The sequence below is a fragment of the Bradyrhizobium murdochi genome, assembly GCF_000472965.1.
In the GTDB taxonomy this organism is placed as follows: domain Bacteria; phylum Pseudomonadota; class Alphaproteobacteria; order Rhizobiales; family Xanthobacteraceae; genus Bradyrhizobium; species Bradyrhizobium murdochi.
This window is the reverse complement of the sequence record NZ_AXAU01000003.1, coordinates 318,053-340,373: the sequence shown is the minus strand read 5'-3', so window position 1 is coordinate 340,373 and position 22,321 is coordinate 318,053. Positions and strand designations below refer to the sequence as shown.

Annotated in this window: 17 protein-coding genes; 13 read left to right on the top strand and 4 right to left on the bottom strand. The window is 62.1% G+C overall.

What is annotated here, in order from left to right; all coding sequences use genetic code 11:
• Position 1 precedes the first annotated feature (1 nt).
• Positions 2-706 (bottom strand): ABC transporter ATP-binding protein, encoded by a 705-nt coding sequence (locus YUO_RS0112320; protein WP_028347532.1) that lies wholly within the window; start codon positions 704-706, stop codon positions 2-4.
• A 215-nt stretch (positions 707-921) separates the two neighbouring features.
• On the opposite strand from YUO_RS0112320, the gene YUO_RS0112315 reads away from it, so the two are divergent.
• The 4 genes from YUO_RS0112315 (at position 922) to YUO_RS0112300 (ending at position 6,106) form a co-directional block, all read left to right on the top strand.
• Positions 922-3,312 carry a TonB-dependent receptor domain-containing protein gene (locus tag YUO_RS0112315; protein WP_235782693.1) on the top strand — a complete coding sequence of 797 codons (2,391 nt, stop codon included), beginning with the start codon at positions 922-924 and terminating at the stop codon, positions 3,310-3,312.
• A gap of 186 nt (positions 3,313-3,498) precedes the next feature.
• Positions 3,499-4,722, top strand: coding sequence for a CobW family GTP-binding protein (locus tag YUO_RS40555; RefSeq protein ID WP_051379395.1), 1,224 nt, complete (start codon positions 3,499-3,501; stop codon positions 4,720-4,722).
• 11 nt (positions 4,723-4,733) lie between these two features.
• Positions 4,734-5,714 carry a CobW family GTP-binding protein gene (locus YUO_RS0112305; RefSeq protein ID WP_028347530.1) on the top strand — a complete coding sequence of 327 codons (981 nt, stop codon included), beginning with the start codon at positions 4,734-4,736 and terminating at the stop codon, positions 5,712-5,714.
• 104 nt (positions 5,715-5,818) lie between these two features.
• A complete protein-coding gene (locus tag YUO_RS0112300; RefSeq protein ID WP_156908600.1) occupies positions 5,819-6,106 on the top strand; it encodes a nitrate reductase in 288 nt (95 codons plus the stop codon).
• A 395-nt stretch (positions 6,107-6,501) separates the two neighbouring features.
• Here YUO_RS0112300 and YUO_RS40550 read toward each other — a convergent pair whose 3' ends face one another.
• The 3 genes from YUO_RS40550 to YUO_RS0112285 form a co-directional block, all read right to left on the bottom strand.
• Positions 6,502-7,482, bottom strand: a complete 981-nt coding sequence (locus YUO_RS40550; protein WP_035726608.1) for a Bug family tripartite tricarboxylate transporter substrate binding protein — start codon at positions 7,480-7,482, stop codon at positions 6,502-6,504.
• A 205-nt stretch (positions 7,483-7,687) separates the two neighbouring features.
• Positions 7,688-8,962: an alpha-hydroxy acid oxidase gene (locus YUO_RS40545; protein ID WP_051379393.1), complete on the bottom strand. Its 1,275-nt coding sequence runs from the start codon at positions 8,960-8,962 to the stop codon at positions 7,688-7,690.
• 99 nt (positions 8,963-9,061) lie between these two features.
• Positions 9,062-10,045 carry a LysR family transcriptional regulator gene (locus YUO_RS0112285; RefSeq protein ID WP_028347528.1) on the bottom strand — a complete coding sequence of 328 codons (984 nt, stop codon included), beginning with the start codon at positions 10,043-10,045 and terminating at the stop codon, positions 9,062-9,064.
• A 251-nt stretch (positions 10,046-10,296) separates the two neighbouring features.
• Between YUO_RS0112285 and YUO_RS0112280 the strand changes: the two genes are divergently transcribed.
• From YUO_RS0112280 to YUO_RS0112240, 9 genes are all read left to right on the top strand, one after another.
• Positions 10,297-10,911 carry a UbiX family flavin prenyltransferase gene (locus YUO_RS0112280; protein ID WP_028347527.1) on the top strand — a complete coding sequence of 205 codons (615 nt, stop codon included), beginning with the start codon at positions 10,297-10,299 and terminating at the stop codon, positions 10,909-10,911.
• A 33-nt stretch (positions 10,912-10,944) separates the two neighbouring features.
• On the top strand, positions 10,945-12,366 hold the full coding sequence (locus tag YUO_RS0112275; RefSeq protein WP_028347526.1) for a UbiD family decarboxylase: 1,422 nt from the start codon (positions 10,945-10,947) through the stop codon (positions 12,364-12,366).
• Between the two features lie 61 nt (positions 12,367-12,427).
• Entirely contained in the window at positions 12,428-14,155 is a 1,728-nt protein-coding gene (locus YUO_RS0112270) for a thiamine pyrophosphate-binding protein (RefSeq protein ID WP_028347525.1), read from the top strand.
• A 50-nt stretch (positions 14,156-14,205) separates the two neighbouring features.
• A complete protein-coding gene (locus tag YUO_RS0112265) occupies positions 14,206-15,048 on the top strand; it encodes an AraC family transcriptional regulator (RefSeq protein WP_028347524.1) in 843 nt (280 codons plus the stop codon).
• Positions 15,049-15,177: 129 nt separating this feature from the next.
• Positions 15,178-18,177 carry a xanthine dehydrogenase family protein molybdopterin-binding subunit gene (locus YUO_RS0112260; protein WP_028347523.1) on the top strand — a complete coding sequence of 1,000 codons (3,000 nt, stop codon included), beginning with the start codon at positions 15,178-15,180 and terminating at the stop codon, positions 18,175-18,177.
• On the top strand, positions 18,174-18,989 hold the full coding sequence (locus YUO_RS0112255) for an FAD binding domain-containing protein (RefSeq protein ID WP_028347522.1): 816 nt from the start codon (positions 18,174-18,176) through the stop codon (positions 18,987-18,989). The genes YUO_RS0112260 and YUO_RS0112255 overlap by 4 nt, the downstream gene beginning before the upstream one ends.
• Entirely contained in the window at positions 18,986-19,504 is a 519-nt protein-coding gene (locus YUO_RS0112250; RefSeq protein ID WP_028347521.1) for a (2Fe-2S)-binding protein, read from the top strand. Before YUO_RS0112255 ends, YUO_RS0112250 begins: the two co-directional genes overlap by 4 nt.
• On the top strand, positions 19,497-21,041 hold the full coding sequence (locus YUO_RS0112245; protein WP_028347520.1) for an AMP-binding protein: 1,545 nt from the start codon (positions 19,497-19,499) through the stop codon (positions 21,039-21,041). The genes YUO_RS0112250 and YUO_RS0112245 overlap by 8 nt, the downstream gene beginning before the upstream one ends.
• Positions 21,042-21,070: 29 nt before the next feature.
• A complete protein-coding gene (locus tag YUO_RS0112240; RefSeq protein WP_028347519.1) occupies positions 21,071-21,877 on the top strand; it encodes an enoyl-CoA hydratase/isomerase family protein in 807 nt (268 codons plus the stop codon).
• The last annotated feature ends 444 nt before the right edge of the window (positions 21,878-22,321 follow it).

Below are 22,321 nucleotides of genomic sequence, written 5' to 3'. Positions count from 1 at the left end.
GTCAACTCTTCATGTGCTTGAGGTACAGCGCTTCAAGATCGGCATGGCTGACCTCCTCGCTCCTGAGTTCTTCCACCAGCCGCCCTTGCTTCATGATGCCGATGCGGGTCCCGGTCTGCTTCGCGTGGAAGAGATCGTGTGTTGTCGTCAAGACGGTCACGCCGTCGTTGCTGGTCCTGACGAGAAGCTCCGAGAACTCGTTGGCCGCGGACGGGTCAAGTCCTGAGGTAGGCTCGTCGAGCAAGAGGGCTTTGGCATTCTTGGCCAGTGCGATGGCAATTCCCACCTTCTGACGCATGCCTTTCGAGTAGGTCGCGACCCTGTCATCGGCTGCTTGGCGAGGGAGACCTGCCGCCTCGAGCAGTTCAAGCAGCCGCTGCCGCGGCAAATGCTCTCCGATTGCGAGTGAGGAGAAGAATGCCAGGTTTTCCAGACCTGAGAGCACGCCATAGAGCGTGACTTGTTCGGGGATATATGCAAGGAGCCGCTTCGTCTCCAATGGGTGACGCACGACGTCGAGCTTGCCGATTTGCAGGCTGCCAGATGTCGGCTGTAGAAAATTCAGGAACAGATTGACCAGCGTCGTCTTGCCCGCGCCGTTTGCTCCCAAGAGGCAATAGATCTCGCCAGGCAGGACGCTGAGCGAGATATTATCCAGGGCACTCTTGGCGCCAAACTGCTTCGTCACTTCAATCGCATCGAGCATGGATTCCTCGTACACCTCCACTGGCCACGTCGGCCGCTCATCGAAGGTGCCGCGTTCGGCACGCCAGCAACAGAGAGTAGTGAACTCGGTTTTTTACGCTCTGCGGTCGCATGACGAGGCCTCTTGGCTGCCTTGACGTATGTAACGTTATAACATTACATAGCCCTTGTGAAGCCTCGACGTAGTCGAGGCGGTTCGCGGGGGTGGGGGCAAGCGTGCGTTACCTGCTGTGTTCGGTTTCTCTATCAACTCTTTTGATAGCGGCAGGCGTTCTGCCTTTTGGCTTGGCTGAAGCGCAAGCTCCGACACCTTCGTCATCACCCGACCAGCCGGCGAGTTCGTTGCCGCCTATAACCGTTGACGCGCCGCAGCGGCAACCAACGGCGAGAGTGGCGACGCGGTCGAATTCGCAAAGAGGCCGTATCTCCCGGGTAAACAGAAATCCGCGACCCTCAACCATCGCCGAGGAGTCACCGCAGTCGCAAGGGCAACAGCAGGTGCCGGCGACGCCGCTGAACACAAATGTAGTTACGCCCAGCGCGAGCCGGCTGGGGCTGACCCCGCGGGAGATTCCCGCAACCGTCGAGGTCGTCGGGGCGGAAACGATCCGGGAGCAGGGCTACCACACGACGATCGACACGGTGAAAGGCGCAACTGGCGTGACCGCCAGCGACGCGCCGAACGACGTGTCGTTCTCCATGCGCGGTTTCCAGGGCGAACAGGTCAACGTGACCTACAATGGCGTCAATATCGGCCCGACGGGCTTCACGGCGCTGACCATGGAGACGTTCAACCTCGATCGGGTCGAATTTCTCAAGGGCCCATCGTCCTTGATGTCGGGGCAGGGCGCGGTCGGCGGTGCCATCAACTATGTCACCAAGGCGCCTCATACCGGTCCGATCACCAACGAAGCCTTCATCGGTTTCGACTCGTTCAGCAGTGTTCGCACCGGCGTTGGCTCGGGAGGCAGCACCAACATCCAGGGCCTCGACTACCGGTTCGACATCAGCCGATCGGTGCAGAACGGCTTCATTGATGACACCGACACAAAGAATCTGCACGTATCTGGGCAACTGGATTATCGCCTCACGAGCGCGTTCAAGGTTTTCGTCGCGACCGAATACAAGGACTACAAGGCGCGGGTCTATGAAGGCACGCCGCTGGTCCCGGTCGCTTTTAGCGGTCCTTTCGCGACCACGGGCATCGTGTCCGGGACGAAAGTGTCCGACTATAACGGCACCAATCTCGGGCCTGTCACCATCGACAGCCGTACGCTGAAAACGAACTACAACGTGCTCGACAACCACAAGACCATCAAGGAGTCATGGGTGCGCGGAGGATTCGAGTGGGATCTCACGAGCAACGTTACTCTGAGAGGTCAGGTCTATAACTACAATGCCAGCCGCGACTGGTACAACAACGAGGTAAGCGCCTTCAACGCCGCCACCAACCTGGTTGATCGTGAACGGTTCTATGTCCATCACAACCAGAACCTGGTCGGCAACAATACGGACCTCACGTGGAATTCGCATCTATTCGGCATGGAAAACCGCCTGGTCACGGCGCTCGAATTCTATCACCTGGATTTTTCAAGGCCCGGCGCGGCAAACTTTCCTTCTGATCAAGTGACACTGGTCGATCCCTTTCGTGGCTATTATGGTTTGCTAACGACGCAGCGACAGACCGCGACGATCGACAGCTTTGCGATCAATCTCGAAGATCGGCTGAAAATTACGCACAATTTCGCGCTGATCGGCGGTCTCCGCTACAATCCCTTCAAGCTCGATCGAACGTCCACCGACGTCAACGGCGTGAGCAGTGCTGGTTTCCCATACACCACAAGCTGGCAGCCCGTGACCGGCCGTATCGGATACACGTGGGAAGCGATTCCGGGGATGACGTTCTACAGCCAGTATGCGACGGCGAGCGACTTGTCGGCAGGCAGCATTTTCCTGCTGAGCCCGACACAGCAACTGACCTTGACGTCTGCCCGCAGCTACGAGACCGGTGTCAAGAATCTGCTGTGGAACGGCCGCGCCGAATGGACCTTCTCGGCTTTCGACATCGAGCGCAGCAATGTGTATTCCGCACAAGCCGGTCAACGCCTCAACATCGCCGGAAAAGTCAAATCGCAGGGTGTGGAGTTCGCCGCGGCAGTGCGTCCGACCCCTGAGCTCAAGTTCTGGGGCAACGTCGCGTATGTCCACGCACGCTATGCCGACTACGAGTTCACGGGCGGATCGTTCTCGGGAAATACCCCGCCGAATATTCCTGCCGTTGTCGTGAACGGCGGGGCCTCGTATCGTTTCCTTAATCCGGGTTGGCTGCCGGTCGAGCTCGGGGTTTCGGTTCGTCATGTCGGCGACCGGTATAGCACCGATGCCAATACGGTTAAGCTTCTCGCCTATACGACGGCGGATGCCTTCGCCTTTATCGATATTCCGAAGTCACCGACATTCCCGACCTTCGACAGCACGCGCGTCACCTTCCGGGTACGTAACTTCACTGATGCGAAGTACGCGGCATGGAGCTCTCCATTCTATCCAGATCAGATCCTCCTGGGGGCACCGCGGACCTACGAAGTCGAGGCGTCCTTCAAATTCTGATGGTGTGGTTCGCCCGTTGCGGCAACTGAGACTTGAATTTCGCTGACCGCATTTCGAATTGGGCCCTCCTGCCCATGCGCTGCAAAGGCAGCGACCACAATCAATCGTGATGGGCTCCCGAGGGCTGTTGCGTGACTGAATGTAATGTTATAACATTACGTATCGGGAAGATTTGATTGCGTGGCGATGAAGATAGACCAACCGATTCTGGTGACGATCCTCACGGGCTTCCTGGGCTCGGGGAAATCCACGCTGCTCAATGAGCTCTTGGCGCGCGAGGCCTTTGCGGACACTGCCGTCATCATCAACGAGTTTGGCGACATATCCATCGATCATGACCTTGTTCGCGTGAACAAGCGCGAGCTGATGGTGACAACGACAGGCTGCCTCTGCTGCACAGCTGCCAGCGACATCAGGTCTTCCCTATTCGAACTTTACGACGCTGTGGAGAGCAAGGCTGTCCCGCCGTTCAAGCGCGTGATCGTCGAGACGACCGGGCTTGCCGATCCCGCTCCGATCATCAATCAGATCACACCGGGCGGTCTTCCGGCGGTCGGGTATCGGGACCATGTCGTGGCAAGATGCTTTCGACTGTCCGGCGTCGTCTGCGCAATCGACGTGACCATGATCGAAACGACGATGGAGCGGCACTTCGAATGCATGAAGCAGGTGGCGTTTGCGGATAGTGTCGTGCTGACCAAGACCGATCTTGGCGCAGAAGCCGCGGCTCCCGGTCTCTCCGGCCTGCTGCCGAAGATCCGGCAGATCAACGCTTCCGCGGCCATCGTGGACCGTCACGGGAACGACTTCGATCTCGCAGCGGTCTTTGCTCCGCGTCGCTACGTTCCCTCCGAACAGGGGGCCGACGTCGAGGGGTGGTTGGCCTTGGAGGTGGCGTTGGCCCAGCAAGGGCAAACTCACAACGATGCCACAGGCGCGAGCCGCCATGCGGCCGCTGGCATCCAGAGTCTGGCATTGCTCGAAAGCCAGCCCGTATCGCCGCGAAACCTCGCCACATTCATTGAACTGCTCAAGGCCGTAGGCGGTCCGCAATTGCTTCGTCTGAAGGGGCTTGTTGGGATGGAGGACGATCCGGAGCGGCCTCTTGTCGTGCACGGCGTTCAGCATGCGATTCAACAGTACCGGCTTCCGGCCTGGCCCTCGGACGATCGTCGCACGCGAATGGTCGTCATCGCTCATGGCCTTGATGAAGCGGTCGTCAAGAATCTGTTCACGGCGATAACAGGCATTTCAGCGCGCGCAAAGGCGCAATTGGTGCTGACGGTCGCGGGTCTGAGCGTTCTCGGCTTTGCGCTTGTCGCAGGGCTATTGCTGCTGCTTCACGAGCGCGCCACTGCCCAGTTTGAACCCCCGCCTGTGATTCAGAACGCAACGAGACCTCAACGCTGAAAGGGCCAAGCATGAACAATGTGATTTCACAAACACCGGTCACCGTCCTCACCGGGTACCTCGGCGCAGGGAAGACGACTTTGCTGAACCGTATCCTGACCGAGACCCACGGTAAGCGTTATGCGGTGATTGTGAACGAGTTTGGCGAGGTCGGAATTGACAATGATCTGATCGTCAATGCGGACGAAGAAATATTCGAAATGAACAACGGGTGCATCTGCTGCACGGTGAGAGGTGATCTAATCCGGATTCTCGATGGACTCATGAAGCGGCGCGGCAAGTTTGACGGGATCATCGTGGAGACCACCGGGCTTGCCGATCCGGCGCCCGTGGCGCAAACCTTTCTTGTAGATGACGACGTTCGTCGCAACACGAAACTTGATGCCATCGTCACGGTCATCGACGCAAAGCACCTCCTCGGAGAAATCGACCAGGCGCACGAAGCGCAAGAGCAGATCGCATTCGCCGACGTTGTCTTGCTCAACAAGACCGATCTGGTCTCGGAGGCGGACCTTAAGCTCGTCGAGGCAAGGATTCGTTCAATTAATCCCTATGCGATGATCCATCGCACCGAACGTTGCGCGCTTGACCTCGCAAAAGTCTTGGATCGGAATGCGTTCGATCTCAACAGGGTTCTTGAATTCGAGCCTGGCTTTCTCAGTGAAGTTCACGATCATGAGCACGACAGTCACGTAAAGAGCCTGTCATTGACGACGCAGACACCTCTCATTCCTGAGAAATTTTTCCCCTGGATGCAGGAGACCGTTCGTCAGTTTGGGACCGATATTCTGCGGCTGAAGGGCATCATCCAGTTCCAGGATGATCCCGATCGCTTTGTTATTCAGGGAGTGCACATGTTGCTCGAAGGAGACCATCAACGCCCCTGGAAACCCGATGAGCCGAGAACAAGCCGCCTGGTCTTCATCGGGCGCGATTTGCCGGAGGACGTCTTGAAGGCAGGCTTTGAGCAGTGTCGGGGCTCAAATCACTGATTGAAGGCACGGGTGATGCACCAAGCTTGCAGCATGGCAGCGGAGTTTGTCCGTTGCCATGCTGAGGCTGACAGCCCTCGCAAATCCATTCGGACGCCAAAAGCATGCCAAAGATTGCCTTACCTATGGGGCGGCGGGTCCAAAGAATCGGCTATCCTCAGGCAGTTCAGGAATTAAAGCTTCAGACGCAGAAGCTGTTGGGCTTGTCGAATGACGTGACTATTTCGGTTAGCGAGTTGACCTGTCGAGAGCCAGGATGTCCCGATGTGGAAACCGTCGTCGCGATCTTGAGAGACGGGGAAAAGCCAATAATTGCAAGAATCCACAAATCGATTCCCGAAGTCACTGTCGATGAACTGAAAGAAGCGCTTGATCTGAGACTTCGTACCTAAAGCGCGCTTTCACAGACGTTTCACCGGGATCTTGTTGGCGAAAATTTCCCCGAGCTGCTCAATGCATCGAGCGGAGCGTTGTCGAGTTGGCCGAGCCGCAACCGGGTCTAAAAACTCCAGTTTCTTGCCGTCTACATAGGCAAAAATCGTACTCCTTCAGGGCTCTACATTCAGTTGGGCGAGCCACCAATGCCAAACGCTCACGCCACCACAAACAGCGGTTCGTCGTGTCGGTGATTGCGTGTGACTCCCTCCCTCGTCGCACCTGCGCTTCCACGCATCGAAGGCGTGGTCCGGAGCTTTTTGTCAGCGGCGAGCCGGCGGCGTGATCGCCGCAAGTTCTCTTCGTTCAGCTGTGCGAAGCGCTGCAATCGCGGCCATCCTAACGAATCCGGTCAGTTGCTGGAAATGCCGGCTTCCTTGATGAGGTTTCGCCACTTGATCACTTCCGACGAGATCAAGGCCTTGAACTCAGCTTGGCTCGTGTGGACCGGATCGGCTCCGATATCGATCATCCGCTTCTGCACCGCCGGATCGGACATGATCTTGACCACTTCGCTGTGGAGCCGATCTACAATAGGTTTTGGCGTTCCTTTCGGAGCGAGCAGACCGAACCATGCAAAGGATTCCATATCCGAAATTCCCGCTTCCGTCATGGTAGGGACGTTCGGAAGTACCTTGCTGCGCTGCTTGCTGGTTACGGCAAGCGGCTTGATCTGACCGGCCTGCAGCTGGCTCGCGACGTTGGGTATAAGCTGAAAGCTGGCCGGCACGTCGCCCGAAACGAGGTCGACGGTTAGTTGGCCGGCGCCGCGGTAGGGGACATGGAGCAAACGCGTTCCGGTCCGGCGCTCGAACAGCACACCGGCAAGATGTTGCGAGCTTCCATTGCCGATCGACGAATATGAGATCTGCTCTCGGCTGGCTTTCGCAATGTCGATGAACTCTTGCACATTGGATGCCGGAATCTTGTTCGGATTGACAACCAGAACATTAGGCATCGTCGAAACCAAGGAGATGGGCTCGAAAGCGATCTCAGGGTCATAGGGAAGATCTGCCGTGAGTGTCTTATTGACCGCGAGTGGACCTGAAGAGCTCAGCAGCAGCGTGTAACCGTCCGGAGCGGCCCTCGCCACGCTGTGCGTGCCGACGTTGCCACCGGCGCCTCCCTTGTTTTCAACCACAATCGTGCCGCGGAGAGCCTCTCCCAGTTTCTCCGCGAGGATACGGGTGACGGCGTCACTTGCGCCGCCAGCCGGAAAAGGCACCACCAACGTGATCGGGCGGGAGGGATAATCGTTTGCAACTGCCGAGAGGCCCTGCATGACGAGAGCAGACAATGTGCAGAGAGCAAAGGCGGTGGAGCGGAATAGCATTGGCGTCCTCAAAGGGGTGGGGTCATCTGGCAGGCCGCAACCACTCGGACATCCGTCAATGCGGCTCGCTCGATCTGTACCCGAACGTTTCCTCTTGGCGCACTTGGGCGCCCTTAGGCCCAATTCTGGGCAAGGAACTGACGCTTCTCGATTCCGTCGAGTCTCGCGACTTACCAAAGCGTCTCAAAAAGAGCGCGCGGGCCGCTCAACGACCGTCGCCGGCGGCGTCTCGCACCGTCAGGCAAAAATCGAAAGCGCGCTGATGGCGACATGTCAGCTGGGTCAGCGCGTCGAGAGAATGCGCGCCAAGTTGCCCCATGGCGGTTTCCAGCTCTTCCTTCAGAAGTTCGGCCACATAGGCTGCGCCTCGCTCGCCGAGCGCACCGAGGCCGAGAAGGAGGGCGCGGCCGGCAAATGTGCCGCGGGCGCCGAGTGCAACGGCGCGCGCTATATCGAGGCCCGAGCGGATGCCGCTATCGAACAGGATCGTGGCCCGGCTGCCGACGCGTGCAACGATGGCGGGCAGGACATCGATCGCGGCGGGCGCCGCATCGAACTGCCGACCGCCATGGTTGGAAACGAGGATGCCGTCCACTCCCAGTGAGATGGCCTGCTCGGCGTCGTCAGGATGCATGACGCCTTTCACGACCAGCGCGCCCGGCCAGGCGTCCCGCATCCGCCTTACGGTCTCCCACGAAAACGTGCCCTTGATCTGGCTCTGTACAAAGCCGGCTGTATTCGCCAGCGTCGCCGGCTTTTCGACATAGCGTTCCACGTTGCGAAAGGCCGGAGTCCCCGCTGTGGCGAGCGCCAGCAGCCACGCCGGCGACAGGGCTACATCCAGGATGGTCTTTGGCGTGGGACGGAACGGGACCACCAGGCCGTTGCGCAGGTCGCGGGGCCGCTTGGAGCGTACCGGCGCATCCAGTGTCGCGGCCAGCACGCGCACGCCCGACCCGCCGGCCCGCTTGATCAGATCGAAGGTGACGGCGTGATCGTCGGCCGGCAATCCGTAGAGCTGAAACCAGGCATAGGGACCGGCAAGCTCGGCGACCTCTTCGATCTCGGCGGTGGCCAGCGTGCCGGCAATATAGGGAATTCGTGCCTTGCCGGCGGCGCTTGCGAGCATGCGTGTGGCGCCGGGCCAGACGATGCCATCGACCCCGACAGGAGAAATGCCGATCGGCGCGGCGCAACGGACGCCGAACAGCTCAATCTCCGTTTGCACGGGAGCCGGACTGCTGTAGCGCGGCACCAGCTCTACAGCGTCCAGCGCTTCTCGATTGCGCCGCGTGTTCAGATCGCCTCCCGTGCCGCCTTCGAGAAAGTCGAAGGCGAAGCGCGGAATGCGGCGGCGCGCCTGGTGCTCGACGTCGTCAAGCGTTGGCAGGCGTTGGCGCAGACGAGCTTCCGGACTCGATCCGCTGCCGGGGCCCCAGCCGTGCGCGCGCTGTGAGGAGAAGCGAAGATCGCCTGTCATGAGAACTGCCCCTATCTGCGCAGGGCTCTCTCATATGGCGCGATGTGTCATCTCCGCAAATAACTACTGATGATGAATGCGATAGCTTTCAATGATGCATCAGGAATGCGCCGATCGCGATCCTGTGCGCCGCGATTTTCGGCGCGGCGCGACCGTTCCCAAAACCGGCTGCACGTAGTTGCTCGCCGATGTCGCGGCCTCGACCAGATCGTGGCGAATGATATCGAGTACGGCCCGCGCAGCGGCGGATACCGTCCGGCGCGGATGGTGGACCCACGCGATCGATCGGACAATCCGCGGCTCGGCAAAGCGATGCGCCTTCACCCTGCCATCTGCCAGCGACTGCTGCAGCGCGATCGTCGGCAATACCGTCACAAGGTCAGTAGTCGCAATCACATCGCAGAGAGCGGGAAGGGTGTCGAGCTCGAGTCGGGGCTTCAGTTCGATGCCTACTGCGGCGGCGTGCTCCTCCAGAATCATGCGCAAGCCGTGCCGCTTGGACGGCATGACCAGGTCGAACTCGGCCAAGTGCCCGAACCGCAGGTTCGCCGGCGGTTTGATCGGCGCATCCTTTCGGCAAGCGAATACCATTTCCTCGTCCATGACATGATGCGCCGACAGTGAAACGCGCCGGCGCGGCACGTTGATCAGCGCAAAGTCGAGCTGTCCGGAATTCACCCAGTCGGTCAGTGTTTCGGTGTACCCTTCGCAGACCGAGAGCGTGATCTCCGGATAGAGATGCGCCACGGTTGCGGACGAACTCGCCATGGTGCTTTGTGCCACCGAGGTGATCAGTCCGGCCGACACCCGGCCCGAGATGCGGCCGTTCAGCCGCGCCATTTCCTGCTTGGCATATTCGACATCGCGCGCGATTGGAGAGACGAGGCGGGAGAATGCCTCGCCGGCGACCGTCAGCGTCATGCCGTGAACGCTGCGCTCGAACAGCCTTTGACCCAGCTCGGCCTCGAGCTTGGCGATCTGCATGCTGAGCGCCGGCTGCACGATATTGAGCTGCCGGGCGGCGCGCGTGACGCTCTTTTCTTCCGCTAGGCAAAGGAAATACTGGATCTGCCTGAATTCCATCGGCGTTCCTCTCCTGTAGTGGCGACGCGCCGGACCTGTGCGAGAAGTTGCTGGGCGGCATCACTTCAGATGATCGAACGTATCATCAATCATTATTTGTTCTGATACAAGCCTGCCTTTACTCTTCCTTCAAACAACTGGCACGCGGGCGGCTCGGGACCGGGCGCCGTGCAGACCAAGCAACAATCTTTTCGCGTCGCTGACGCCCGGCGTCACCGGTATCGCGAAACAGGGAGCGAAGGCGAGACGTCATGCAGGATCGAGCGCCGACGCGGCTGATCATCGGTATCTCCGGCGCCTCGGGGGTCGCCTACGGTGTGCGGCTGCTGCAGTTGCTTCGCAATGCCGGCATCGAGACCCACCTCGTGATGTCCAAGACGGCCGAGCAGACCTTTGCCTATGAGACGGACCTCAAGATCTCGGAAGTGAGAGCGCTCGCCAATTTCAACCATGCCATCGACGACATGGCCGCCTCGATCTCCAGCGGCTCCTTTCGCACGGCGGGCATGATCGTCGCGCCCTGTTCAATGCGGTCAATGTCGGAAATTGCATCCGGCGTCACGACCACCCTGCTGACACGGGCTGCCGATGTCGTCCTCAAGGAGAGACGCCGGCTGGTGCTGATGGTGCGCGAGACACCGCTGCACACCGGGCACCTGCGCACCATGACTGCGCTCTCGGAGATCGGCGCGATCATCGCGCCTCCCGTGCCGGCGTTCTACGCCAAGCCCGATAGCCTGGAGGACATGGTCGAGCACACCGTCGGACGCGTGCTCGATCTGTTCGATATCGACATCGGCGTCGTGCGTCGCTGGGGCGAGGACGAGGCGCTAAAGCGCCGTTCGCTGCGAAAAATCGCTCCCTGAATGCCTGCAGAAGACCACGGAAAGGATCGCACCATGCGGACCGAAAACCTGGCCAGAGCCGCCGCAGCGGACGCGCCAAAGGATTTGCGCTCCTGGCTCGCGCACCTTGCCGAGCGTGGCAAGCTCGCCGTCGCCCGCGAGGGCGTGGAGCTCGCCGATGAGCTTGCCGCCGTTTCGAAGCGCCTTGAGTGCGACCGCGCAGTGCTGTTTCCAAAGCCCGGCGGGCACGACATCCCGGTGGTCGCCAATCTGTTCACGGCGCGGGACTGGGTCGCCGAATCCATCGGTGTCGGCGCAGAGCAATTGCTGGCGCGGTTCTTCGCTGCGGCGCGCGAGGCGCTGCCAAGCCGCGAGGTGAGCAGCGGTCCGGTTCAGGAAATCGTTCACAACGAGGTCGATCTTCTCAGGCAGTTGCCGATCCCGAAGCACAACGAGCGCGACAGCGGGCCCTATATCACGGCAGGCCTGCTGATCGCCCGCAATCCGCGCAACGGCATTCAGAACGTATCGATCCATCGCTGCCAGATCAGCGGTCCGAACCGGATCGGCGTCTTGTTGTTGCCCAGGCACACGCTGTCTTACTTCCGCATGGCCGAGGAGGATGGCGAGGCGCTCGAGATCGCAATCGTCATTGGGGTCCATCCGGCCCTGCTTCTGGCGTCGCAGGCGATTGCCGCGCTCGATGAGGACGAGATGGGAATTGCCGGCGCGCTGCTCGGTCACCCCATCGACGTGGTGAAGTGCAAGACCAATTCCGTCCGTGTCCCCGCCCAGGCGGAGATCGTGATCGAAGGGCGAATTCTCCCCCGCGTGCGCGAGCCGGAAGGGCCGTTCGGTGAATTTCCCCAGTACTACGGGCCGCGGGCAAACCGCGAGGTGATCGAGGTCGACGCGATCACCCACCGCGCGCGGCCGATCTACCACACTATTGTCGGCGGCGGCTATGAGCACCTCATCCTCGGCGCCGTGCCGCGCGAGGCGACGCTGCTGCAGCATTTGCGACGCAGCTTTCCGAACGTGCTCGATGTGCGTCTGCCGCGCGGCGGCACCTGCCGTTACCATCTCGCCGTCAAGATCGACAAGACATCCGATGGCGAGCCGAAGAACATCATCATGTGCGCGTTCGGCGCCCATTACGACATCAAGCAGGTTGTCGTCGTCGACAAGGACGTCGACATCGGCAATTCCGAGGAAATCGAATGGGCAATAGCGACGCGTTTCCAGGCTGATCGCGATCTATTGGTCGTTTCCGGCGCGCTCGGCTCCAAGCTCGATCCGACCACCAGGGACGGCATCAGCGCCAAGATGGGGCTCGATGCGACCGTGCCGGTCGACGCGCCGGAGCTCGATTTCAAGCGCATCCATGTCAAAGGGGAGGAGCAGGTCGATCTCGCATCGGCGCTGCAGGAGAATCCCCAAGCCGCGCTCTCACGTGCGCTTCAAGGAGCGCTCTAGCCACCGGGATCGAATCCGTTCGACCAGCCATGCATCTTGAGCCGAAGAGCTGCCGATGTTGATGACTTCAAGCCAGCGCAGTGGCGGCGAGATCCTCGTGGATACGCTGAAGGTTCACGGCGTGGACACGGTGTTCTGCCTTCCCGGGGAAAGCTTTTTGGCCGTGATCGATGCGCTCGCCGGCGCGGCGGGCGCGATCCGGACCATCGTCACCCGGCACGAAGCGGGCGCGGCGCACATGGCGGAAGCCTATGGAAAGCTGACCGGGCATCCCGGAATCTGCCTTGTCACGCGAGGGCCGGGCGCAAGCCATGCCGCAATCGGCGTTCACACCGCATCGCAGGATTCCACGCCAATGATCCTGTTCATCGGCCAGGTCGCTCGCGGCATGCTGGGGCGCGAAGCGTGGCAGGAGATCGACTTCCAACGAATGTTCGGCGGCATGGCCAAATGGGTTGTCGAGATCGATCGCGCCGAGCGCATCCCTGAATTGGTCAGCCGCGCCTTCCATGTTGCGGCCTCGGGGCGCCCCGGGCCGGTCGTGGTCTCGCTGCCGGAGGACATGCTGACCGAGCGAGCCACGGTCGCGAATGCCGGCCCCTACGTGCGGGTAGCAGCGCATCCTGGCCCCGCTCAGCTGTCCAGTCTGGTCGAGATGATCGACGGCGCCGAGCGACCGATGGTGATCGTCGGTGGCGGCGGCTGGAATGCGTGTGCCTGTGCAGACCTCAAGCGCTTCGTGGAAACTTTCAGCCTGCCGGTCGCCGCGGGCTTCCGCCGGCAGGACATTCTCGACAACCGGCATTCGCATTATGTCGGCCACGCCGGCCTTGGCCCAAGCGCAAAGCTGATCGAATGCGTTCGCGGTGCCGACCTGATCATCGCCCTGGGCGGACGCCTCGGTGAGACCACGACGTCGGGCTACACCTTGTTTGAAATTCCTCGGCCGGCTCAGCGCTTTGTGCATGTGCATGCCGATCCGAACGAGCTTGGCCGCATCTATCAGGCCGATCTTTCGATCAACGCGGGCATGCCCGAGATGGCTGCGGCGCTGGCCGGGTTACGGCCTTCGGAACGATACAAAGTCGAGACGGAAGCACGGCGTAGGGCGTGGCTCGCAACGGCGCGCGAGGAATTCGTCGCCGACCAGATCCCAGGGTCCATGCCGGGCCCGGTCGATCTCGGCGCGGTGATGCTTCACTTGCGCGAAACCCTTCCGGAAGATGCCATCATCTCGAACGGGGCAGGCAATTACGCGATCTGGGTCCACAAGTTCCACCGCTTTGGCGGTTTCCGAACGCAGCTTGCGCCGACGTCAGGAGCGATGGGCTATGGCCTGCCCGCGGCGATCGCGGCCAAACTGGTTCACCCTGACCGCACCGCGGTCTGCTTTGCCGGCGATGGCTGTTTCCTGATGAGCTGCAACGAGCTTGCGACTGCAGCCCAATATGGACTCGGCGTGATCGTCATTGTCGTCAACAACGGCATGTACGGGTCGATCCGCATGCACCAGGAGAAGGAATATCCGGGGCACGTTCATGCGACGGCGCTCGAGAATCCGGATTTTGTCGCGTTGGCCCGTTCCTTCGGCGGCTATGGCGAGCAGGTCCTGGAAACCGAGAGATTTGCTGCGGCCTTTGCCCGGGCAAGGGCTTTTGCGAAGGAGCGGCGCAAGCCGGCCCTCCTCGAACTGAAGATCGACGCGGAGGCCATCACACCTTCCGCCACACTGACGCAATTGCGTGAGCGTGCGCTGGCATCGCGGCACGCGATACCATCCTCGGAGTGAGGCGCGCGTCTTGCACTGAAACGAAGCAGCTTGTGAAGGGGAGGACCAATATGTCGACAGCTCTGCGCATCGCCCACGGCGCCTTCGGCAGGGTTGCGCTCCTGGACATGGATCGCTCGCTGGTGCGGCATGCCCACCCGCAGTGCCACGTCCTCTTAAAGGTCGAAGGCGCCGACACGCAATTCATGGTCGGGGACAGAACATATCCGCTCACGGATACCAACGCTGTGCTGGTCGATGCCTGGACGCCGCACGCCTATGTTCACGATCCGGCACGGCCGCGGACGCTCATTCTCGCGCTTTACGTCGAGCCGCATTGGCTGAAGGAGTTTCGTCCCGGCTGGGCCGCCAGCGGTGCACCCGGCTTTTTCGAGCAGCCTTCGGGTGAAGTCTCGCCGCGGATCCGTCAGCTCACCCTCCGGCTGGCCGCCGAGCTGGTGGAATATCCGGATTGTACCCGTGTCCATGAACAAGCGCTCTCGGAGCTGATGATCGCGGTGATCGAGCGTTTCACGCCATGGCGCTGCTTTCCGAATTCGATCCGCGGCATGAATGCGAAGAGCTGCGACTGGCGGATCAGGCGCATTACCGAAGCGATGCGAACCCGGGAGGGACCATGCGCTACTGTCGACCAGTTCGCAAAGGACGCTGGTCTATCACGAGCACAGTTCTTCCGTCTGTTCGAGTCGTCGCTCGGTGTGTCGCCCAAGATCTACCTGAACGTGATGCGCATGGAGCGGGCGCTGGATGCGGTGATGCACCAGGATGTGCCCTTTGGCGAACTCAGTGAACGCTTCGGCTTTCCGGAGCCGGCGCATTTCACCCGCTTCTTTCGCGATCACGCTGGCGTGAGCCCTCGCGAGTTCCGCAACGTCTCGCGCCTTGCCAGCTGATCAGTCGGACGCAGCTCCAAATGAGACGATCTGGTAAGTCGTGAGAGCGGACGGTATGGCCCGGCTTGCCAGCATTACTACATCTGCTCCACGTGGCGTCGCAGAGCGCGATCGGGAGGAATGTCGTAAATGGCGCAGCCTGCGGCTCGATCCGCATCTGTCGACGTGGAACGCCGGCCCTGGGTCGGCCGCTCGATCGAGCGCGTCGAGGATGCGGCACTCCTGACTGGCCGCGGGCGCTTCATCGACGATCTCGGTACGCCGCCGGGCACGCTGCACGCTGCGATCCTCCGATCTCCCCATGCTCACGCCGATATCGTTTCGATCGACGCGGAGGCGGCACGTCGAGCACCGGACGTCGCAGCCGTTCTCACGGGGGAGCAGGTCAAGGCGATGACCTCAAGCCTCGTGGTCGGCGTAAAGGCGCCGGTGGAGTGCTGGCCGATCGCGACTGAGCGCGTTCGCTATGTCGGCGAGCCCGTCGCCGTCGTCGTCGCGACCGATCGTGCCCGGGCGGAAGATGCCGCCGACCTGATCGACGTCAATTATCAGCCGCGCGCCGCCGTGATTGATCCGCTTGCTGCGCTCGCGGCCGATGCACCGGTTCTGCACGACGGCTTTCCCGGCAATCTCGCGAGCGACCGCAGCTTTTCCTACGGCAATCCGGAGCAGGCGTTTGCCGAAGCCGCGCATCGCTTCTCGATCGATATCCGCTATCCCCGCAATTCCTGCACGCCAATCGAAACCTACGGCGTGATCGCCTCCTACGAGGCCGCGGAGGATGCCTTCGACGTTCTCGCCAATTTCCAGGGTCCGTTCAGCATCCACACGGTCATCTCGCGTGCACTGAAGGTGCCGGGCAACCGGCTGCGGCTGCGCACCCCGCCGGATTCCGGCGGCAGCTTCGGCGTGAAGCAGGGCGTGTTTCCCTACATCGTGTTGATCGGCGCGGCTTCGCGCGCGGCCGGACGTCCGGTGAAATGGATCGAGGACCGACTCGAGCATCTGACCGCCTCGGTCTCGGCCACCAACCGCGCCACGAAATTGTCGGCCGCCGTCGCTGCCGACGGCAGGGTCCTCGCGCTCGATTGGGACCAGGTCGAGGATTGCGGCGCTCATTTGCGCGCGCCTGAACCGGCAACGCTTTATCGTATGCACGGCAATTTGACCGGCGCTTACGACATCCGTCACGTCAGGGTGCGCAACCGCGTCGTCGTCACCAACAAGACACCGACCGGACTCAATCGCGGCTTCGGCGGACCGCAAGTCTATTTCGCGCTCGAGCGCCTGATGCAGCGCATCGCGATTGGCCTGGACCTTGATCCGCTCGAGGTTATCAGGCGCAATCTCGTTCCGGCGGGCGCCTTTCCCTATCGCACGGCGACCGGTGCGCTGCTGGATTCCGGCAACTACCAGGAAGCGATCGCCAAGGCCGTCGAGCAGGGGAAGCTCGCGGAGCTCATGGCGCGGCGCGAAGAGGCGCGCGCGCAAGGCAGTCTCTACGGCATCGGCTTCACCGCGGTGGTCGAGCCCAGCGTCTCCAACATGGGCTACATCACGACGGTGCTTACCGCAGCGGAGCGCCGCAAGGCGGGGCCGAAGAACGGCGCGCAGGCGACAGCCACCGTCGCGCTCGATCCGGTTGGCGGCGTCACCGTTCATGTCGCATCGGTGCCGCAAGGGCAGGGCCATCGCACTGTCCTGTCGCAGGTGGTTGCAGACGTGTTCGGCCTCAAGCCGCAGGATGTCCGGGTCAACACCGAGATCGATACCGCCAAGGATGCCTGGTCGATCGCTTCCGGAAATTACGCGAGCCGATTTGCGGCCGCCGTGGCCGGCAGCGCTAAGCTGGCGGCTGAACGCATCGCGCATCGCCTTGCGCGCGTCGCGGCGAGCCAGCTGAATGTCGAGCCGGTGGATATCGTGTTCGCCGGCGGCTTCGTCGTCTCAAAGCGCAATCCGGAGAACCGCGTCGCCTTCTCGCGCGTTGCGGCGTTGGGCCACTGGTCGCCGGGCTCATTGCCCGACGATGCCGGCCAGACCATCCGCGAGACTGTGTTCTGGACGCCGCCGGAGCTGACCGCCCCCGATGATGAAGACCGCATCAACTCATCGCTTTGTCACGGCTTCATCTTCGATTTCTGCGGCGTCGAGGTCGACCGGACTACGTTCGAAACCCGCATCGATCGCTACGTCACTATGCATGATTGCGGCACCATCCTGCATCCGGCCATGGTGAACGGGCAAATCCGCGGCGGCTTCGCCCAGGCGCTCGGGGCGGCGCTTTATGAGGAATACGCCTATGCCGCCGACGGCAGCTTCCTGACCGGCACGTTTGCCGACTACCTGTTGCCGACGACGACCGAAGTCCCCGAGCCGCAGATCATTCACATGGAGACGCCGTCGCCTTTCACCCCGCTGGGAGCAAAAGGCGTCGGCGAAGGCAATTGTATGTCGACGCCGGTGTGCATTGCCAATGCCGTGGCCGATGCGCTGGGCCTTGAGGATGTCACGCTGCCGCTGGTGCCGGCCAAGCTCGCCGGTCTGACACGCGGACCGGAGCCAGAGCCGCCCGCGGGCCGATCGAGCGCCAAGCCCGCGCGCGAAGGAGACCGCCGCCTGCACGGCGAGGGCAGCGCATCGGTCAATGCTGCGCCGGATCAGGTATGGGCGATGCTGCTCGATGTCACGACATTGCAGGCGGTGATCCCCGGATGCCAGCGCGTCGACAAGGTCTCCGACACGCATTTCCGCGCCGACGTGACGCTCGGCATCGGTCCGGTGACCGGACGCTATCGCGCCGATGCCCAGCTGTTCGACCTCGACCCGCCTAATGCCGTCACGCTGCGCGGCAAAGCGGAGGGTGCCCTCGGTTTCGGTGACGCCGAGGGACGGATCACGCTCGCGCCCGATGGCAAAGGCGGCACAAAGCTGCACTACAGCTATGACGCGGCTATCGGAGGCAAGGTTGCCAGCATCGGCGGCCGTCTGCTCGACGGCGCCACGCGCGTGATCATCGGACAGTTCTTTGCGGCCCTTGCGCACCAGGCCGGCGGCGCGCCTGCTGGCGGCTTCTCTCTGTTTGCGCTGCTCCGCAGGCTCGCGAACTTGTTCGGAGGGCGACAATGAAGCCCGCCGCCTTCGACTATATCCGGGCCGAGGCCGTCGATGAAGTGCTTGAGGGACTCTCGAAAGAGGGCGGCAACGCCCGTGTGCTGGCCGGCGGCCAGTCGCTGATGGCGATGCTCAACATGCGCCTTGCCCGGCCAAAGGTCCTGATCGACATCATGCGGCTGACGGAGCTCAGCCGTATCGAGGACCGGGCGGGCGCTGTGACGATCGGCGCCGGCGTACGGCAGGCCACGTTGCTCGCCTGGCCCGAACTGACACGGACGCTGCCGCTGCTTGCGCTGGCTCTGCCCTGGGTCGGCCACGTCCAGACGCGCAGCCGCGGCACCATCTGCGGCTCGCTGGCGCACGCCGACCCCAGCGCCGAGCTGCCGCTTCTGCTGGTCGCGCTCGGCGGCGAGGTGCATCTGCGCAGCACGAGACGGCGTCGCCGCGTTTCCGCAAGCGAGTTCTTTGTCGGGATGATGGCCACCGCGCGCGCCGAGGATGAACTGATCGAAGCCGTATCGTTTCCGGCTCATAACGGTGGCCGGTGTGCATTCCGCGAGGTCGCCCGCCGTCACGGCGATTTCGCCATCGTGGCCTGCGCGGCTGTGGCAACGCCGACCGGCGTCCGTCTTACCGTCGGCGGCGTCGCCGATGTGCCAATGGCGCGGGACTGGCCATGCCTGGACGGCAGCGCGCTCGACGATGCGCTGAACGGTTTTGCCCACGAGCTTGACGCGCGCGACGACGTGCACGCGACCGCGCGCTATCGGCGCGATCTGGTGCGGATCATCGGACGCGATCTGATCGGCGAGGTGCTGCAATGACGCGTCTTGCCGCCCACAGCCGTTATCCGGTTCGCCTCAGCCTCAACGACACGCCCGTTGAAGCCGAAGCCGAGCCGCGCATGCTGCTGTCCGATTTCCTGCGCCACCGGATCGGTGCGACCGGAACCCATGTCGGCTGTGAGCACGGCGTTTGCGGCGCTTGCACGGTCATCGTCGACGGCATGCTCACGCGTTCCTGCCTGACGCTGGCCGCGCAGGTCGATGGCTGCGAAGTGCAAACCGTCGAGGGTCTCGCTCCGTCACCCGACCGGCTTGGCATCCTGCAGCAGGCATTCCGCCGCAACCACGCCCTGCAATGCGGGTTCTGCACGGCCGGCATTCTGATGTCGCTCGATCACTATCTGCGCAGGAATCCCTCGCCACGCGAAGCCGATATCCGCGATCTCCTCAGTGGCCATCTTTGCCGCTGCACAGGATACACCCCGATCATCAAGGCTGCCCTGGAAGCGGCCGCCGAGCTTGCCGCTACTACCGAAGAGAAGTCCGATGCTTGATCTTGGCAGCAGTTTTGTCGCAAGCGTTGCGCGCGATCCGGATGCGCTTGCACTGGTCGATGGCGATGTCCGCCTCACGTACCGCCAGTGGTACGGCAAGATTTCGTCGCTTGTGGCGTCGTTCGATCGAATCGGGCTGAGGCCCGGCGACCATGTCGTCACCGTGCTGCAAAACCGCTGGGAAGCCGCGACGCTGCATTGGGCTTGCCAGCTCGCAGGGCTCGTCATCACCCCCATCAACTGGCGCGCCAAGGCCGACGAGCTCGATTTCTGCATCGACAATGCCGGAGCCCATGCCGTGTTCTATCAGGATGTCTCCACCAATGCCGTGAGAAATTCCGCGCGCGCCGCCAGCCTGCTGCGCATTGCGGTTGGCATGAACGTCGACGGCGATCTGGCCTTCGCGGAGATGGTGGAAGGCAGCACGCCCGACGCCTTGCCCCAGGCCGGCGCCGATGCGTGGTCGATCATGCTCTACACCTCGGGCACGACATCGCGGCCAAAGGGTGTACCGCGCCGCCATCGCGCCGAGCGGGCAGCGGCCGTCGCGCATGTTACGCAAAACCTCTACGGTCGTGGCGAGCGAACGCTCGGCGCGATGCCTCTCTATCACACCATGGGCGTCCGCTCTCTGCTCGCCATGTCCCTGATCGGCGGCGCCTTCATCTGCCTGCCGCGCTACGACACCCGCGAAGCGCTGGCCCTGATCGAGCGTGAGAAGATCAGCAATCTGTATCTGGTGCCGACGCTCTACCACGATCTCGTTCATCACGAGGCGTTTGCTGCCACCGACATATCGAGTGTCCGAAAGCTGGGCTTTGCCGGCGCCTCGATGACGGATGGATTGCTCAAGAAGCTGGTCGACGTGTTCAACCCGGAGCTGTTCGTCAATCATTACGGCAGCTCCGAGATCTATACCTTCACGATCGACCAGAATGCGTCGGCCAAACCCGGCTCGGCCGGCAAGGCCGGCATCAACCAGCACATCAAGGTGGTTCGCATCAACGCCCGCTCGGCGGATGAACTGGCTGCGCCGGGAGAGGAGGGCGAGATCATCGCCTCGCTCGCCGGCGACGAGGCGTTCGAAGGCTATTGGCGACGACCCGAAGCGGATGCCAAGGCGTTGCGCGAGGGCTGGTACTTTACGGGCGACACCGGGTTCATCGATTCCGACGGCGATCTCTTCGTCACCGGCCGCGTCGACGACATGATCATCACCGGCGGCGAGAACGTCTCGCCGGTGGAGATCGAAAGCTGCCTCTCCCTGCATCCCGCGGTTTCGGAAGTCGCGGTGGTCGGTCTCGCCGACGAGAAATGGGGCAAGATCGTCGCTGCCTTTGTCAAGCGCAACCGGACGGTATCGGAGGCGGAGCTTGAACAGTTCTGCCGCGCCTCCGGCCTTGCCAACTTCAAGCGTCCGCGCCGCTACGTGTTCGTAGACGCCATTCCCAAATCGCCGGTCGGGAAGCTGCTGCGGCGTCTGCTCGTCGCCGGCGAATATGAAGCCGAGCGCCTGCCGCCCTCGGACGCGGCCTGATCACACGACGTAACAGAAGGAAGCAAGATATGTCGTCACCCTACACCTTTGCCGATCCTCGTCTCGCCAAGCTCGACGGATTCAAGGTCGAGATCGACGAGGCGCGTGAACGCGCCGACATCGTTCTTGGCCGGCCGCCCTATAACGTCGTCTCGATGCCGCAACGCGACCAGCTCCGACTGACATTTGAGGCGCTCGACGAGGATCCGCGCGTCCGCATCATTGTGCTGCGGGCGGAAGGCGAGCATTTCTCCAGTGGCGGCAATATCGGCGGTTTTATGGAAGCGAGCCCCGAGCATGTGTCAAAACTCGCCTGGAACATCGCAGCGCCCGCGCGTTGCGCCAAGCCGGTGATCGTGGCCAATCGCGGCTATTGCTTCGGCGTCGGCTTCGAGCTGTCGCTCGCCTGCGACTTCCGCGTCGCCTCGGAGACCACGCAGTATGCCTTGCCGGAACAGAAGCTCGGACAGATCCCGGGTTCTGGCGGCTCGGCCCGCTTGCAGAAGATGGTCGGCATCACTCGCACCAAGGACATTGTGATGCGCTCCCGGCGCATTTCGGCGAAGCAGGCGCTGGAGTGGGGGATTGCGACCGAATGTGTGCCGGACGGCGAGCTGGAGAGGGCGACAGACAAGCTCGTTGACGAGCTCCGCACCTTCTCGCCGCTGGCGCAGCGCACGGCGAAGAAGCTCCTGAACGATACGGAAGATTCGACGCTCGCGATTGCCATCGAGCTCGAGGGCCATTGCTACAGCCGGCTGCGTCAATCGGAGGACTTCAAGGAAGGCGTCGAAGCCTTCAACGCCAAGCGTCCGCCGAAATTTGCAGGGCGATGATGACGGGGGAACGACAACTGACGACACCCGCGGATGGCACCGCATGCAGCCTCGGGGCGACCGTAACCCGCGAACTCAAACCCGGCGTCAACAGGAGCAGGGCAGCGCGCGTGAGTAGATCGCGTATGAACGGCGGCTTTTGGCGGACTACCAAGAGGTGAAGTCCGGAGTTACGCTGCCCTCCGGTACGAAAACAGGGCTCCCAAAATAGTGGGTTTCGCGCAGAACCTACACGGGCAGGTTTGTTACGCCCTTATCGTAGAATAGAGCATAACGGCGAACAAATCGGACAATCAGTCGAAATGATGCGCGTGCGCGCAATTCGCGCCGTGCTGCAATTCGCCCAGCGGCTTGCCTCGGGAGTTCGAGTAGCTCCCCGCTGCCAGGTCTGCGTGGGTCGTGCCCCTCAAAATGAGTTGCGTACCTCAAATAACCTCTGTTAGC

What these genes read in the sequence shown, in the direction of transcription:
- YUO_RS0112320 (WP_028347532.1), bottom strand. Translation starts at nt 706, where the DNA reads ATGCTCGATGCGATTGAAGTGACGAAGCAGTTTGGCGCCAAGAGTGCC.
- YUO_RS40555 (WP_051379395.1), top strand. Translation starts at nt 3,499, where the DNA reads ATGAAGATAGACCAACCGATTCTGGTGACGATCCTCACGGGCTTCCTG.
- YUO_RS0112305 (WP_028347530.1), top strand. Translation starts at nt 4,734, where the DNA reads ATGAACAATGTGATTTCACAAACACCGGTCACCGTCCTCACCGGGTAC.
- YUO_RS0112300 (WP_156908600.1), top strand. Translation starts at nt 5,819, where the DNA reads ATGCCAAAGATTGCCTTACCTATGGGGCGGCGGGTCCAAAGAATCGGC.
- YUO_RS40550 (WP_035726608.1), bottom strand. Translation starts at nt 7,482, where the DNA reads ATGCTATTCCGCTCCACCGCCTTTGCTCTCTGCACATTGTCTGCTCTC.
- YUO_RS40545 (WP_051379393.1), bottom strand. Translation starts at nt 8,962, where the DNA reads ATGACAGGCGATCTTCGCTTCTCCTCACAGCGCGCGCACGGCTGGGGC.
- YUO_RS0112285 (WP_028347528.1), bottom strand. Translation starts at nt 10,045, where the DNA reads ATGGAATTCAGGCAGATCCAGTATTTCCTTTGCCTAGCGGAAGAAAAG.
- YUO_RS0112280 (WP_028347527.1), top strand. Translation starts at nt 10,297, where the DNA reads ATGCAGGATCGAGCGCCGACGCGGCTGATCATCGGTATCTCCGGCGCC.
- YUO_RS0112275 (WP_028347526.1), top strand. Translation starts at nt 10,945, where the DNA reads ATGCGGACCGAAAACCTGGCCAGAGCCGCCGCAGCGGACGCGCCAAAG.
- YUO_RS0112270 (WP_028347525.1), top strand. Translation starts at nt 12,428, where the DNA reads ATGACTTCAAGCCAGCGCAGTGGCGGCGAGATCCTCGTGGATACGCTG.
- YUO_RS0112265 (WP_028347524.1), top strand. Translation starts at nt 14,206, where the DNA reads ATGTCGACAGCTCTGCGCATCGCCCACGGCGCCTTCGGCAGGGTTGCG.
- YUO_RS0112260 (WP_028347523.1), top strand. Translation starts at nt 15,178, where the DNA reads ATGGCGCAGCCTGCGGCTCGATCCGCATCTGTCGACGTGGAACGCCGG.
- YUO_RS0112255 (WP_028347522.1), top strand. Translation starts at nt 18,174, where the DNA reads ATGAAGCCCGCCGCCTTCGACTATATCCGGGCCGAGGCCGTCGATGAA.
- YUO_RS0112250 (WP_028347521.1), top strand. Translation starts at nt 18,986, where the DNA reads ATGACGCGTCTTGCCGCCCACAGCCGTTATCCGGTTCGCCTCAGCCTC.
- YUO_RS0112245 (WP_028347520.1), top strand. Translation starts at nt 19,497, where the DNA reads ATGCTTGATCTTGGCAGCAGTTTTGTCGCAAGCGTTGCGCGCGATCCG.
- YUO_RS0112240 (WP_028347519.1), top strand. Translation starts at nt 21,071, where the DNA reads ATGTCGTCACCCTACACCTTTGCCGATCCTCGTCTCGCCAAGCTCGAC.